The organism is Botrimarina hoheduenensis (assembly GCF_007859815.1).
Taxonomy (GTDB): Bacteria; Planctomycetota; Planctomycetia; order Pirellulales; family Lacipirellulaceae; genus Botrimarina; species Botrimarina hoheduenensis.
In genome coordinates this window covers 449,077-462,258 of the sequence record NZ_SJPH01000002.1, presented here as the reverse complement: position 1 = coordinate 462,258, position 13,182 = coordinate 449,077, and the positions used below count along the sequence as shown (strand labels likewise).

Below are 13,182 nucleotides of genomic sequence, written 5' to 3'. Positions count from 1 at the left end.
CCACCCGCTCACATTGATCAACCGGGCTATGGCAATCGCCAGCGACCCGTAAGTCATCTTCTGGCGGGGCCCGTCGATTCGCGCAGAATGAGGTCGGCATCGATCTTTGCGCACCCCAGCGGCTCACCTGCCAGGGGACCATTCAGACGGTCCAGGACCATCGAAGCAGCGTGAGCACCAATCTCGAGTGGGCGTTGACGCACGGTCGATAGCGGCGGTGCCATCGAGACGGCAAAGTCGAGATCCGCGAATCCGACCACCGAGAGGTCCGCCGGGATTGAGAGCCCCAAACTCGCCGCCGCCTCGTAGACACAGGCGGCTTCGTGGTCAGTCACGGCAAAAACGGCCGAGGGGCGTAGCTCGCTGCCAAGCAACTCACGCGCAACCTCCACGCCATTGCTGCCAATCGGATTCAGACGCCAGCTCATGCACTGGGCGTCGGGCTGCTGGTGGACCGCGTTCTCGAACGCATCCCGCCGTTCCAACGCCCAGGTTTGCGATTTGCTTTCACGGGTTGAAATACACGCGATCCGACGATGCCCAAGGTCTAGCAAGTGCTTCGCTACGGCCTTGGTCGCCTGCGTTTCGTTGGTCGTCACCGCATCGCAGAAGGGGTTGTCGCTGCTGTGATCGATCACCACTACCGGCACGTTCTTCTCGTGGAGATCGGCCAGGTGATCTTCATAAGCCAGCCCGAAAGAGGGCCACATAATCAGTCCATCGACGCGCCGATCCAGCAGCCGATTGATCTGCCTCACTCCTTCTTGCTCATCCGCCTCGAAGTGCGGCATGTGGTCAAGATCGCCCTGCCAGACCGTGATCGGCAGATAATCGGCCTCAGCCAGCCGGCGATGGATCCCCGACAGCACGTTGACCCAGAAAGAGTCGTAAGGGGGGATCATCACCCCTACGGTCTGTGTGCGGCCGGTCTGTATGCCGCTGACCAGCAGGTTGCGACGCCAGCCGAGCCGCTTGGCCGCCTCAGCCACGCGCCGGCAGGTGTCTTCGCCGAAGCGGCTTTGATCGCCCCGCAGAATCTTTGATGCGGCGCTGACCGACACATTGGCGGCGGCGGCGACGTCCTTCAGCCGTGGTACACGAGGCGGTTCCATGTCCGACGTTATAACGCACGAGGATCACTAGGGTCGTGCGTTGGGTTTTGTCGGATCGCCCCTGCTTCCGCGAGGCAGCCTTGCTAAACTACTTGAACAGACCGTTCGAGCAGGATACGCTGTCGATAGAGGTGATCTCCACCGAACTGGTTCTGGCTCCTCTCGAACCCTTTTCAATCGGCGTCTGCCGAGCACCGACGTCCCCTAACGACGATCCCGATGACGCCCTCTGAATCGGCCACCCAGCCCGAGATCGCAAACGAGAACGGCGTGAATCTGAGCCCTCTCGAAACCGATGCTTCTGGCCCCGCCACGTTCCCTTGGTCGGACCGACCGTCTGGTTCGCGCGAGATCGTTTGGCGGCATCCGGGCAACCCCATCCTGGGTCGCAAGCCGGCTCCAGGCTTGCAAGGGGTCTACAACAGCGCGGTGGCGGTTTACGGCAATAGCTATGTTGGAGTGTTCCGCACGGAAGATCACACGCGCTTCCCGCATCTCCATGTGGGCTGGAGCGAGGATGCCCTGGATTGGCAGATCGATCCCGAACCCCTCGTGTTTGGCAATCACCAGCACGACCCCGCGGACTACGCCTACGATCCGCGGGTTGTGAAGATCGACGATTGGTACTACATCACCTGGTGCGGTGGTCACAACGGACCGACGATCAGCGTGGCGCGTACCAAGGCTTTCCGGCACTTTGAACGGATGGAGAACGCCTTCCTGCCGTTCAACCGGAATGGCGTGTTGTTCCCGCGCCGGATCCAAGGCAAGTACCTGCTGCTAAGTCGCCCCAGTGACGATGGCCACACAGCGTTCGGCGATATCTACGTCAGCCAGAGCCCCGACATGGTGCACTGGGGTCGTCATCGGCTCGTGATGCGCAGCGGTGGCGAGGCGACGGGGCAGTGGTGGCAGCGGACCAAGATCGGAGCCGGCCCCATCCCCATCGAGACGCCTGAAGGCTGGTTGATGCTCTATCACGGCGTGATGGATACCTGCAACGGCTTCGTCTACAGCATGGGTGCTGCCCTGCTCGATCTCGATGAGCCGTGGCGTGTGCTCTATCGCACCAACCAGCATCTGCTCACTCCGGACGCCGACTACGAAGTTTCGGGGCATGTCCCCAACGTGGTCTTTCCGTGCGCCGCCTTGCACGATGAATCGAACGGTCGGTTGGCAATCTACTACGGGGCTGCTGACACATGCACGTGCGTAGCCTACGCTCATCTCAGCGAACTGATCGAGTTCACCAAAGCGAACTCGACCGTTTTCTGATCCGATGAGCGTCCGGAGCCGGCCCCGCGAGGGTGGTCACGGGCGCGCTTCCCTTGCCACCTCGTTAGGACAGCGCCGGCATCCTTCCGGCCGCTTTGTCATGGAAAGCCTGCACTACATCGATGCCGCGATCGTGCTGGCCTACATCGCCGCAACGATCGGCATCGGATTGGCCGTCTCGCGGCGGGCTTCAAAGAACCTGGAGGCCTACTTCCTCGGCGGCAACAAAATCCCCTGGTACCTGCTCGGATTATCGAACGCCTCGGGCATGTTCGACATCAGCGGCACCATGTGGCTGGTTTATCTGCTGTTTGTCTACGGGCTCAAGAGCGCCTGGATCCCCTGGTTGTGGCCTGTCTTCAATCAGATCTTCATGATGGTTTATCTGTCGGTCTGGCTCCGCCGATCGGGCGTGATGACCGGTGCCGAGTGGATACGCTTCCGCTTTGGCGAGGGGCGCGGTGCGCAGATGTCGCACCTTGTGGTAGTTGCGTTCGCGCTGATCAACGTGGTCGGCTTCTTGGCTTATGGTTTTGTTGGCATCGGCAAGTTCGCCGCTGAGTTCGTCCCGCCCGCGCTAGCGCTCTCTGCCGACCCCACCCTCAACGCCAATCTGTACGGACTGATCGTGACCATCCTGACCACGCTCTATGTGGTGAAGGGGGGCATGATGAGTGTCGTTTTCACCGAGGTGCTGCAGTTTGCCATTATGCTGATCGCCTGCGTGTGGGTCGGCTTGATCGCCATGGAAAGGGTCACCACCCAGACGCTTGCGGAGCGCACCCCTGCCGGCTGGAACGAGCTTTGGTTCGGCTGGCGGCTCGATCTGGATTGGTCCAGTCTGCTCGCAGCCGCCAACACAAAGATCGCTAGCGACGGCTGGGGACTCTTCGGCGTGTTCTTCACCATGATGCTCTTCAAGGGCAGCCTGCAGAGCATGGCCGGGCCGGCCCCCAACTACGACATGCAACGCGTCCTCTCGACACGCACGCCGCGCGAAGCGGCGCTCATGAGCGGCCTGGTGAGCCTCGTGCTGCTCGTGCCACGCTACATGCTCATCACCGGCCTCACGGTGCTCGCGCTGGCGTACTTTTCTGACGACCTGAACGCCATGGGGGATGCCGTCGATTTCGAACGCATTTTGCCCATGGCGCTGCGTGATCTGATCCCCGTCGGGCTGTTCGGTATGCTGATCGCGGCGCTGCTCGCGGCCTTCATGTCCACCTACGCCGCCACCGTCAACGCGGCGCCGGCCTATGTGGTGAACGACATCTACAAGCGCTACATCAACCCCAACGGCGACGACCGCACCTATGTGCGGATGAGCTACGCTGTCTCGATCGCGGTGGTCATCATCGGCACCATCTTCGGCTTCTTTGTTGAGAACCTCAAAGACATCGTCAACTGGATCGTCGCGGCGCTGTTCGGCGGCTACACCGCCGCCAACCTGCTGAAGTGGCACTGGTGGCGCTTCAACGGCTGGGGCTACTTCTTTGGAATGGCGGCAGGGATTGTCGCTGCCCTCGTGTTTGCGGTGCTCTTTGGCACCGTCTACCGCGACGTGCCCACGCTGTTCGGGCTGGAAAAGAACCTGGCCGTGTTTCCGATCGTGCTGGGCAGCTCGCTGATCGGCTGCTTCGCCGGAACGCTGCTCACACCGCCCGACAGCCCCAAAGTGCTCGATGAATTCTATCTGCGGGTCCGTCCGTGGGGATTTTGGGGCCCGGTCCAACGCCGTGTCGCCCTCCAGCACCCTGCCGCCACACCCAATACCGATGCAGCACGCGATCTAACCAACGTCGCGGTCGGGATCGCTTGGCAAACCGCCCTGACGCTGGTTGGCATGTACCTGGTGCTGAAGGATTATGGCAACCTGACGATCGCGCTGGTCACGGTGGTCGTGTGTACCGTATGGCTGAAATTCCGCTGGTACGATCGCCTGCAAGACTACCCGCCGGGCTATCGCCCCACACTGCTCCGCACGACTCCGGACGAAGCATAAACGCCCTACGCGGTACGCCTCGAAGACGAAGCCACGCCATGCCCCTCACCGCGCTTCGATTGGTTTATTGCTTGCCCTTGCTGCTCATTGGAGCGGGACTGGCACCAGCGACGGAGTGCGCGCATTTTCTCACGCAGCGCGACGGCAAACTCTACGACGGCCCGAACGAGTTTCGCTTCGTCTCGTGGAACATCCCCAATCTGCACTGTGTGGAAGACGCTTTTACGTTCTTCGGGCGCTCCCCCTGGCGCTGGCCCGATGAGTTCGAGATCGACGACGCGCTCGAATCCGTCCGGCAGATGGGCGGCACGGTCGCACGCACCTATGTGCTCAGTGTGCGACGTACTGACGGCGACATGGGCGAGGGTGTTCACGTGCTCGCCCCGGGACGCTTCAACGAAGAGGCCTTCCGCGCGCTCGACCTCGTCATGAAAGTGGCGAACGAAAAAGGGGTCCGCATCCTCATCCCGCTGGTCGATAACTGGCGTTGGTGGGGCGGCACCGAGCAGTACGAGGCGTTCCGCGGCAAGCCGCGCGGCACGTTCTGGACCGACCCCCAAATCATCACCGATTTCGAGGAAACCGTCCGCTTCATCGTCACACGAAAGAACACGCTCACGGGCGTGCGCTATTGCGATGACAAAGCGCTCTTCGGCTGGGAAACCGGCAACGAGCTCGACGCCCCTCCCGCGTGGACCCGCCGTATCGCGGCGTTGCTCAAACAGCTCGATCCGAATCACCTCGTCGTCGACGGCCGATCGCTGCACGGGCCGCCGCTCGAGTCGCTCGAAGATCCCAACATCGACGTGATCACCACCCATCATTACCCCAACACGGGCAACAACAACGCCGCGAGCGTGCTCGAGGCGATCCGTATTATCGACGGCAAGAAAGCCTATTTCGTTGGCGAGTTTGGCTTTCTCCCCCTGCCCGAGGCCCAGCACATCCTCGACACGGTAATCGACCAGGGAGTCTCGGGCGCGCTGTACTGGAGCCTGCGTTTTCACCGCCGCGAAGGGGGGTTCTACTGGCATCATGAACCCTCGGGAGAGGACCTCTTCAAGGCCTATCACTGGCCGGGGTTCGCGGCGGGGGACCCTTATCGAGAGCGGCCAACGATCGCCATGGTGCGCGACGCGGCATTCCGGATCCGGGGGCTCGCCACCCCCGCGCTGTCTGCCCCAACCGCCCCCCGATTGCTCGAATCACCCGAGGCGGGGGTGCTGAGCTGGCAAGGATCCGCCGGCGCTAGCCGCTACCAGATCGAGCGTGCCAGTCAGCCGACCGGCCCCTGGCAAACGATCGCGCACGACGTGAGCGACGCCGCCGTCCAGTACCGCCCGCTGTTCGTCGATGAATCGCTCCACGCGGGCCAGCCCGCTTGCTATCGGGTGGTTGCTGCGAACAGCGCGGGCGTCTCACTCGCTTCGAATGTGATCGGCCCCAACGTCGCGGATCACCGGCTACTTGTCGATGAACTCCGCGATCTCTCCCGCCTTAGCACCAAGCGCGGGGTGGTGCTGCTCCGCTCGGGCGACTCGCGCAAGACGCAAGAAGACGCGCATCGGCTCGCGCTAACCGCGGGCGGACAGGTTGAATATGTGGTGCCCGCACAAATACATAGCGTCCGGGTGCTGATGTTCGCGGCAGAGAGGCAGGCGCCGCTGTCCGTATCGTTCGCTGACTCGCCAGAGGGAGACCTGCACTCTGCAGAAGCCACGCGCACAGGAACCGACCGAGCGTCGAGCGACTACGGCTACCTGTGCCCGATCCAAGTCGACGTGGTGCCTCGAGAAAGAGCGAAGCGGGTTGTGATCGGCATGCCCGATGGCGCGGTCGGCGAGGTGCAGCTTTCACGAATTGAGATCCGCTACGGCGCTTCAAAGTAAATCATCGGGGCAAATCGTCAGGGAGCACGAGCTGTGCGTGACATCGCGCTGGTCGTTGTGCGGTAGGTTGTGTCTCTCCGGGAGCACGGTCGGCATGGACCGCACCGCCAGTTTGAACAAACCGTCTCCGCTGGTTTGATCACCCGCTGCCCTAGAGCCCCAATTTCATTGGCTGGTTGAACAGCAGCCTTTCAAAGCGTGCTATTCGGCCGCTTAGCGACGGGCTGTTGGTGCGGCAAAGACAAGATCAAGCCTTTCGATCGATCCGGTATGACCCGCGGTGGGCGAAGCCCCGGCGACAGCGAACAAGCCGCCCCGTCCATCGGGAACAAGTTGGTGAAAGAAGCGTTTGGTCTGGAACTCGTCCACCTTTTCCCACTCGGACCGATCCTCGGCAAGACGGTACAGGACCCCCTCCATGCCGCCGGCGTACAGTTTCCCGTCGAGATTCCAGGCCGAGAGCCCAAACCCCCCGAAGGCGCTCCCCGGGAAGTCAGGACCTTCCGACCACGACCGCGATGCGGGATTGTAAAAAAAGACTTGCTTGGATAGCTGGGCCTCTTCAGTCATGCCACACAGCACGGCGAGTTGCCCGTCAACATGACTGACCGCCAGCGCTCTGCGTTTGAACGGCGGCTCTGGCAAGGTGATCCAGGCGGCATCGGTCGAGCAGAGGTCGTACGCGATCGCCCCCGCTTGCCACTCACCGTCACTATCCCCAGCAAGAGCCCATCCGCCAACAACGTAGAGTATCCCGTTTAAGACGGCGGCGTTGTGAGAAGACCGTGGACCGGGCAGCGGCTGCAGGTCGGTCCACCGCCCCGTGCCAGGATCAAAGCGTGCGAATTGATCCACTGAGTGCAGATCTTCTTCCTCTCCCGAGGCGTTCCGTGCATCCAGCCCCCCCACGCGATACAGTTGGCCCTCATGGGCAACCAAAGGAAGGCCTTGCAGCGGCGGTCCGGCGGGGAGCGACTCCCACCCGCCGCCATCAAGTGAGATGCGGCCGAAGTAGCCCGAGAGGTTCTCGCGCGAGTGATCATGGGCTTGGCCGATGTGACCACCATACACGTACAGTTGCCCCTCGCTTACCGCCGCACCGAAGCTGGCGACGGCCTGCGGCAGTGGTTGGAGGGCCGACACCTTGGCCGCCTCGCGCGATCGATAATTGAACGTGGCCGTTAGGATGCGTGTTGTGGAGGCATAGCCCTTGCCGGAAATCTCGCCTGTGGCCCGCTTGTCAACGTGCATCACCATCAGACCATTGAGGCCATCGATCATCGCCGCCCTGCTGAATCGCGTGCTGCCGTTGTCATCGGTAGCGGCCGATAGGCCCGGCCCTCCCTCGGCGTTGCTGAGCGTTACCTTGGCCCCGGTCAGCGGCTTGGCTCCGCTGTGCAGGATGACGACCACCAGTTGGTCACCTTCAACACGGAGCGTTGCCGAAAGCCCTTCGGGGGCCAAGACCGGTTCGGGCCAGGCCTCAGGATTCTCAGCCGGGAAGTGCTGAGCGTCGTAGATCAACCGCGAACCGTGGTAGTTGCCATAGTCGATCGTGGTGCGCAAGAACCCCCGCGGCTCGATTTGCTGACTAGCAGCGAGGCCAAGAAAGCCCTCTTCTTCGAGCGGCTCCATCTCCAGCCGCAGAGCGGGGGCATCGATCGCCTCCTGCCAGACTTCGGCACCTGCCACCGCGTCGGGAAGGTGGTACTCGCGGTGATCGAGGCCCTCACCAAAGAAGAGCCGCGGCTCTGAGTCGTCGGCAACATATAGCCAGGGAAAGTGAGCGGCGGTCGTTGTTGCGACGGCGAGTGAAGCCACAAAAACTACTAGGCGAAACATGAAGATAATTCGTCGGGGGTGGATTGATTAGAAATAGTCGGCCGCCGAGGCGACCTCTTGACCAGCACGGGTCACCAGCGCGCGGCGGACTCCGGGTTCCGCCGCGCTTGGCAAGTAGCGCACCGAACCGTCGAGCAGCACGAAGTTCACACCGTCCGAGTGGTCGCTCCGAAACGTGCGGCGGCTGGAAGGGTCGAGGTAGTCTTCTTCCGATTGGTTGTTGTAAAGGCGATAGAGGGCCTCACGTTCTGCCGGAAAAAAACTGTCGTCGTCTTGAGCGGGGGTGCTCATATGGCCCCAAGCACGCAGCCAGTATCCCTGCGCCCAGGCAAAGCCACCGGCAGCTTGATCCTCTGTGGTGGGGACAGGGTCGATTGCCTCAAAGGCATAGTTGATCTCTCCGGCAAGGAGGGTCTTCGAGGTGCCGTCGGTAATGTCTTCAAGCCCGAGCGCGTAAGGTTTGCCGGCCACCATGTAATCGAACGCCCCGTTCGGCTCGTACATGGCTTGATAGTGGGTGCGGGTCGAAATCAAGTAGCTTCCCGGCCCGAAGGCTTGACCTGCACCTTGGGGGCCAAGCGTTGGCAGTCGCATCGACGGACACAGATAAGTGGCGATCAGCGCGGTCGTTATCGGCGTGTTGACCGGGTCCGTGATCGGGGCCTCAAAGTCATAGCCGCTGTATAAGGCGGCCTCTTCCAAATAGGGCAGCAGAACAACAAGCGTTCCTCCGCGGTCCGAAGTCGCCGCGGCGTCGCCGGCTTTCGGCGGCGGCAGGTGGCGGTGAGTGTCGTGGTAGTTGAGCGTGGCGAGACCCAACTGCCGCAGGTTGCTCCGACAGCTGCACCGCCGAGCGGTCTCTCGGGCTGCCTGAACCGCCGGCAGCAAGAGCGCAATCAGGATGCCGACGATCGCGATAACCACCAGCAGCTCGACCAGCGTGAATCCACTTCTTTTAGGGCACTTCATCGTCGCGGTCTCCGTGGCCTTGAGAGCGTCGGGGTTCCCGCAAAAAAGGCGATGGTGGCAACCCCGGCAAGAACCATCCCTCCGGTGGCAGGTTCGGGAATCGCCGCCGCCGTAACCGCTACGGCGTAGGCATCACGCCACACGGTGTAGTCGGCAAGATCGATCAGCCCGTCGGCGTTCCCGTCGGCCCCAGTGCCGACGGCTACCGAGGTGCCGAAAGCCCTCGACCAGGTGGCATAGTCAGCGCTGTTGACCGTCCCATCGGCGTTGTAGTCGCCGGTGACGGGGAGAATCTCGTAGTCGATTGCAAGCGTCGGAAACGCCAGGCCCGACGCTCCCTCGCGCGTGCGCCAGTCAGGGTAGGCCGGACCACCAAAACCCTCCTGCGCGGCGGCGTGCATCGACGAGAGCATGAAGCCCACCACTCCTTCGGCTAGCGAACGCTGAACGTACGCCACGACTCCGGCTTGGCTGAGATCAATCTCAAAGGTGAACGTGTTGATGCCGGTTATCGCTTCCCCCGGCGCAGCATTCGTTGTGCCGATCGACCAAGGCACTGCGGTGAACGGGTCGGTCTCGCCGTCGGGTGCGGTCGCGCTGTAGCCGCCCGAGTAGCTGTTCGAAACATCGGCGTAGCCGCCCAGGCCATCGCCAACGATCGGATACACGCCGTAGTGCCCACCCGGATAGGGATTCGAGGCTTCGTCGTAACGATTGCCGTGCGTGACGACACCAAGATCAAAGCCCGCATAACTGTCCTGCAGGAACCCTACGCCAAACAACTCCATCGGCTGCGCAGAAGAGACTCCACCGCCGAGCGCCTCTGCCAAGAGATCGGCGGCCGACTTGGGTTGGTGGTGATAAACAAGCGGGCTTGATGACGGCCCCGCCTTGTTTGCCCACACGGTCAAGGTGACCGACTCGATCGCGTAACGCACGGGCGCAAGCCCCGGGGTGACTTGATCGATGGTCTCGAAGCCATACAGCCCCATGCCGAGGCGCGACGACTGTCCTGTGCCGGAGCGAAAGAACCGCTCCGTGTTCGGATCAACGAAGACTCCCCCGAATGTCGGGGCACGGCTCCGGGTACCGGCATTGCCCGTCGAGCTGCTGTAGATCCACGCATCCACCTCGGGGCCTTCGTTCCAAAACGCTGTCGCTGCCTTCAGTTCGCTCACGGTGGCGGTTGCCACGGTAAGTAAAAGGCCGCGGGCGAAGCGTCGAAGGGATCGCTTGTTCATCGTTAACCTCTCTGGATCACCGCCGCAGGGATGGGGACGACCAACGACGCGGCCGAACGGCAAAGCCGACAATCGCGATCAGTGCTGCTATCGTGGATGCCGGCTCGGGAGTCGCGACGGCGGTATCCGTGGCATAGCCTGTCGGCGACCAGAGGGTGTCGATGACGAGCTGGTCAAACGAGGTAGGGCTTCCGAAGCCCGAAGTCGTGATCGCAAACTCCGGTGTCGTGATCGGTCCGGCGATTTCGTACTTGACGAAAAGCGAGCCCCCCGTCGTACCAAAGCTCGTCCGCTGGTTGTCGGACTGAAGCACAAGGATCGGAGCCACGCCGTCGATCGTGCCAAACTGCACCACATCGCCCCAGCCGCCAAAAAGCGTCATCGCCTGGACGATCACCGTGGTGAAGCCATCCACACCGGCATGGGTCGCAAAAGTGACGGTCTCAGCGACCGGCGTTCCTCCGCTGTAGTAGTTGCCAGAGCCAGAGAGATGGTCTTCGCCAGAGGTCGTCACGAACGAACCTGGATCGGTGCCCAGGTCGGGGGTGGTGTCGTTGATGACCTCCGATAGCGTCCCGCCGTCGTCGAACGTATCCCAGCCGACCCACGTCGTATGGGCGTTGCCACGAAAGGTGGGGACGAATAGATCGGTGGCGCTCGCAAGGTCGAAGACCGCCGCGGAAAGGACGCCACAGGGAAGTACTAAAGCACAACCCATAGCCAATAGCAGACGCATCCGATTGTGTTCCTCGGCCATCGTGGATGGCGGTAAAGGAGGTTGGGTCAGCCCACCGCGACCGGGGGCGTGCACGCAGAGGCCGGGTCTTTCCGGCAAGCCGCTGCCGCCCCAGTAGGGCGGTAAAGATCGGTCAGCCTCATCGCGAGTCTCGCTAACAGAAAACGGGTTACGCCCGGCCCAAGGTCACGAGGACCCCGGCAAGTGCGACAACTCCCGTTGGCTGGCGATGACTCCGAACGATCACTCCCCACGAGAAGGGGAGGGAAGGGATCGAGGGGCCTAGCTGGCGGCGGGACGTGATCCGCAGGCGAATCACGTGAATTACTTATTGCGACTAAGTCGCATCAGCAGTAACTTAGCGAACCGACGAATTAACGCAAGAGCTGCTTTCTAAAAAAATGCTGCCCTGCAGCCCGAGTCCGATGACCGAGCCCTCTCAACCGACAAACGAACCTTCCGAAGCGGTCCCGGTGCAGGTCGGTCGCTGCCCCACCGCCGCCGTACTGACTCGCACGGTCAAGTCCTCCGACCTCTTCGGCAGCGCGCGAACCGTGCTCATCGCTCACGCGGACGAGCACTACCGGCTGATCATGACCAAGAACGGCAAGCTGCTGCTGCAGAAGTGAGAGCCGCAGCGGGAGGCGGCTAGGGAACGCTTGCCAAGGGGGTGCAAAAGGGCAGCGACCTGCCCCCTACAAACGATTCTTGGGGCCGATCGAAGATCTGGCCGTTAGGCCACCACCTAAAGGGCACCGGTCACCCGCGTGCACGATCGGCCAAGCGGGCGTCGGAAGAGAAGAAAACGGTGTTGAAAAACCGTAATGGCTTTCGCCGGCTGCCAGCAGATCGACGTAAGTCGTTGCTGACCTGATGCTTAAAAAGTCGGGCCGACAGGATTCGAACCTGCGACCTTTTGACCCCCAGTCAAACGCGCTACCAGCCTGCGCCACGGCCCGACAAGTCCCGTGAAGCTAGCCGCAGACGCAGCGCCCCGCAACCCCCAGCCCCTCTCCGAAACCGGCGTAAAGCCACAACGCCCCGCTAACAGCGATGATGGCCGCCCGACCCATCCGCGGCGTATCGGCGCAGCGATTCGGGCGAGCTATTTGCTCGGTGCTTGCGGGGTCGGCTGGTGCTTACGCGGCGAATCCCCCCGGTCGCTGGCGCTGGTTCCGCGTGAATTCCGCGGATCGTCGGTCGCTCTGAAGGGTGTTGGCGGCGTGCGAGGTTCGATTGGCTCGCCGATGCCGCGACGCTAGGTTTGCCTTCCGGGGTTGAGCACGAGAACTTGCCCCTACCGCCCCGTTCAGACGCGGTACAAACCCTCGCGTGATCAACGAGCCTCGACATGAACGATAAACCGGCGACACCCGTTGCGGCCGAGCCTCTGCTGCCTAAGGCCTGGACGGTTCCGCAGAGCTTTCGAGATCGGTTGGGCAACGACATCGGTCGTCAACGGCTCATGAAGGCGGATGGCCATCTACTGCTGTTGCTACACTCACCGCCGCGGCCGGACGAAGACGCACGCGCTGGTCGTATCTACTGGCGAAGCCCCGAAGGACTCTGGAAGCCGAATTCGCTTAAGCACAGCGAACCGCCGGTCGGCGATCTGATCGGAGAGTACGAAGCGCTCGCGAACCAGATCGATCGTCAACAAGACGACACCGACACCGCCCGCGAGGGGCTCGCACTGCTCTCGGCGCTCAATCCGTTGGTGCGGGCCGCTCATCACTTGCACGGCGTGCTACAAGCGGCGCGCGAGGCCGCGCCAAACGACCGCCAGCTGATTCTAATCCGCGATCGTGCCTACACCCTCACCCGGCGGCTGGAGCTGTTGCAACAAGACGCCAAGAACACGCTTGATTACATCATTGCCCGGCGGGCCGAACAGCAGGCAGCTTCGTCGGATCGGCAGGCAAAGTCGGCGCATCGCTTGAACGTTCTGGCCGCGTTCTTTTTTCCGCTGGCGACCCTCACAGCCGTCTTCGGCATGGAGCTAAAGCACGGTCTTGAGGAATACGACGCCGCCTCGGCCCCCGTGCCGATGCTCATCATTCTGGGCGTCGGCCTCTTGCTCGGCGTGATCTTCGCCGGCTTCATCACCCGAAAGTAA

General features: G+C 62.3%; 10 protein-coding genes and 1 tRNA gene. 5 read left to right on the top strand and 6 right to left on the bottom strand.

The window, feature by feature from the left end; translation table 11 throughout:
- Nucleotides 1–53 precede the first annotated feature (53 nt).
- A complete protein-coding gene (locus Pla111_RS05585) occupies nucleotides 54–1,112 on the bottom strand; it encodes a LacI family DNA-binding transcriptional regulator (protein WP_146572213.1) in 1,059 nt (352 codons plus the stop codon).
- 219 nt (nucleotides 1,113–1,331) lie between these two features.
- Here Pla111_RS05585 and Pla111_RS05580 point away from each other — a divergent pair, with 219 nt between their 5' ends.
- From Pla111_RS05580 to Pla111_RS05570, 3 genes are all read left to right on the top strand, one after another.
- A complete protein-coding gene (locus tag Pla111_RS05580; RefSeq protein ID WP_146572212.1) occupies nucleotides 1,332–2,387 on the top strand; it encodes a glycoside hydrolase family 130 protein in 1,056 nt (351 codons plus the stop codon).
- Between the two features lie 100 nt (nucleotides 2,388–2,487).
- Nucleotides 2,488–4,389 carry a sodium:solute symporter family protein gene (locus tag Pla111_RS05575; protein ID WP_146572210.1) on the top strand — a complete coding sequence of 634 codons (1,902 nt, stop codon included), beginning with the start codon at nucleotides 2,488–2,490 and terminating at the stop codon, nucleotides 4,387–4,389.
- A gap of 38 nt (nucleotides 4,390–4,427) precedes the next feature.
- Nucleotides 4,428–6,278: a hypothetical protein gene (locus Pla111_RS05570; RefSeq protein WP_146572208.1), complete on the top strand. Its 1,851-nt coding sequence runs from the start codon at nucleotides 4,428–4,430 to the stop codon at nucleotides 6,276–6,278.
- 213 nt (nucleotides 6,279–6,491) lie between these two features.
- On the opposite strand, the gene Pla111_RS05565 is transcribed toward Pla111_RS05570, so the two are convergent.
- Genes Pla111_RS05565 through Pla111_RS05550 form a run of 4 tightly spaced genes read right to left on the bottom strand, consistent with a single transcriptional unit; the run spans nucleotide 6,492 to nucleotide 11,087 of the window.
- Nucleotides 6,492–8,120: a hypothetical protein gene (locus tag Pla111_RS05565; RefSeq protein ID WP_146572206.1), complete on the bottom strand. Its 1,629-nt coding sequence runs from the start codon at nucleotides 8,118–8,120 to the stop codon at nucleotides 6,492–6,494.
- A 27-nt stretch (nucleotides 8,121–8,147) separates the two neighbouring features.
- Entirely contained in the window at nucleotides 8,148–9,089 is a 942-nt protein-coding gene (locus Pla111_RS05560) for a DUF1559 domain-containing protein (protein WP_146572798.1), read from the bottom strand.
- Nucleotides 9,086–10,330, bottom strand: coding sequence for a hypothetical protein (locus Pla111_RS05555; protein WP_146572205.1), 1,245 nt, complete (start codon nucleotides 10,328–10,330; stop codon nucleotides 9,086–9,088). The genes Pla111_RS05560 and Pla111_RS05555 overlap by 4 nt, the downstream gene beginning before the upstream one ends.
- A gap of 16 nt (nucleotides 10,331–10,346) precedes the next feature.
- On the bottom strand, nucleotides 10,347–11,087 hold the full coding sequence (locus tag Pla111_RS05550) for a hypothetical protein (RefSeq protein WP_146572203.1): 741 nt from the start codon (nucleotides 11,085–11,087) through the stop codon (nucleotides 10,347–10,349).
- A gap of 404 nt (nucleotides 11,088–11,491) precedes the next feature.
- Between Pla111_RS05550 and hemP the strand changes: the two genes are divergently transcribed.
- The gene (gene hemP / locus Pla111_RS05545) at nucleotides 11,492–11,695 is read left to right on the top strand and encodes a hemin uptake protein HemP (RefSeq protein ID WP_146572201.1); all 204 of its coding nucleotides are present in this window, start codon (nucleotides 11,492–11,494) and stop codon (nucleotides 11,693–11,695) included.
- Nucleotides 11,696–11,951: 256 nt separating this feature from the next.
- On the opposite strand, the gene Pla111_RS05540 is transcribed toward hemP, so the two are convergent.
- Nucleotides 11,952–12,025: transfer RNA gene (locus Pla111_RS05540), tRNA-Pro, on the bottom strand.
- Nucleotides 12,026–12,417: 392 nt separating this feature from the next.
- On the opposite strand from Pla111_RS05540, the gene Pla111_RS05535 reads away from it, so the two are divergent.
- Complete coding sequence (locus tag Pla111_RS05535) at nucleotides 12,418–13,182, top strand: CorA family divalent cation transporter (RefSeq protein ID WP_146572199.1); 765 nt, start codon at nucleotides 12,418–12,420, stop codon at nucleotides 13,180–13,182.

Coding starts and splice junctions, on each gene's coding strand:
- Pla111_RS05585 (WP_146572213.1), bottom strand. CDS start 1,112: ATGGAACCGCCTCGTGTACCACGGCTGAAGGACGTCGCCGCCGCCGCC.
- Pla111_RS05560 (WP_146572798.1), bottom strand. CDS start 9,089: ATGAAGTGCCCTAAAAGAAGTGGATTCACGCTGGTCGAGCTGCTGGTG.
- Pla111_RS05580 (WP_146572212.1), top strand. CDS start 1,332: ATGACGCCCTCTGAATCGGCCACCCAGCCCGAGATCGCAAACGAGAAC.
- Pla111_RS05565 (WP_146572206.1), bottom strand. CDS start 8,120: ATGTTTCGCCTAGTAGTTTTTGTGGCTTCACTCGCCGTCGCAACAACG.
- Pla111_RS05550 (WP_146572203.1), bottom strand. CDS start 11,087: ATGGCCGAGGAACACAATCGGATGCGTCTGCTATTGGCTATGGGTTGT.
- Pla111_RS05535 (WP_146572199.1), top strand. CDS start 12,418: ATGAACGATAAACCGGCGACACCCGTTGCGGCCGAGCCTCTGCTGCCT.
- Pla111_RS05575 (WP_146572210.1), top strand. CDS start 2,488: ATGGAAAGCCTGCACTACATCGATGCCGCGATCGTGCTGGCCTACATC.
- hemP (WP_146572201.1), top strand. CDS start 11,492: ATGACCGAGCCCTCTCAACCGACAAACGAACCTTCCGAAGCGGTCCCG.
- Pla111_RS05555 (WP_146572205.1), bottom strand. CDS start 10,330: ATGAACAAGCGATCCCTTCGACGCTTCGCCCGCGGCCTTTTACTTACC.
- Pla111_RS05570 (WP_146572208.1), top strand. CDS start 4,428: ATGCCCCTCACCGCGCTTCGATTGGTTTATTGCTTGCCCTTGCTGCTC.